The sequence below is a fragment of the Streptococcus sp. 2100 genome, assembly GCF_013276335.1.
Classification (GTDB): Bacteria; Bacillota; Bacilli; order Lactobacillales; family Streptococcaceae; genus Streptococcus; species Streptococcus pseudopneumoniae.
Genome location: NZ_VMKV01000080.1, coordinates 1 through 583, shown reverse-complemented (window position 1 = coordinate 583; position 583 = coordinate 1). Strand labels below are relative to the sequence as shown.

Below are 583 nucleotides of genomic sequence, written 5' to 3'. Positions count from 1 at the left end.
GTAACAACACCAGCTCGTAAGACACCAACAGTAGAGTTGTCACAAGATCCTACTACAGGTGACGTTACAGTAACACCTAAGAAACCAGATGGCTCAACTTATCCAGAAGGAACAATCGTAGAACTTCCAGGTAAGGATGGTCGTCCAATTAAAGTGACGATTGGAGCAGATGGTTCAGCTAAGGTTCCAAATGATCAATTACCAGATACTACGGTTGTAGGTAATGCTAAGATTACAGAACCAGGTAAAGCAGCTGTGGAAGTTCCTAATGTAACAACACCAGCTAAGCTAACACCAGCAACACCAGAAACTGAAAAACCAGGTAAGATTGAAATTACTCAACAACCAAATGGAAATGCGATTGTAACACCTAAGAAACCAGATGGCTCAACATACCCACGAGGAACTAAGGTAGAAATTCCAGGTGAAAATGGAACAACAATCACAGTCACAATTGGCGACAATGGTTCAGGCGAAGTGCCAAATGATAACCTTCCTAAGACAAAAGTTCCAGGTACAGGTAAAGTAACCGAACCGAACAAGAAACCATCACAACCAGTGGATGTAACAACACCAGCTCGTA

Annotated in this window: 1 pseudogene; it reads left to right on the top strand. The window is 42.4% G+C overall.

The window, feature by feature from the left end:
* A pseudogene (locus tag HT669_RS11275) lies at positions 1-583 on the top strand (hypothetical protein); the annotation flags it as partial.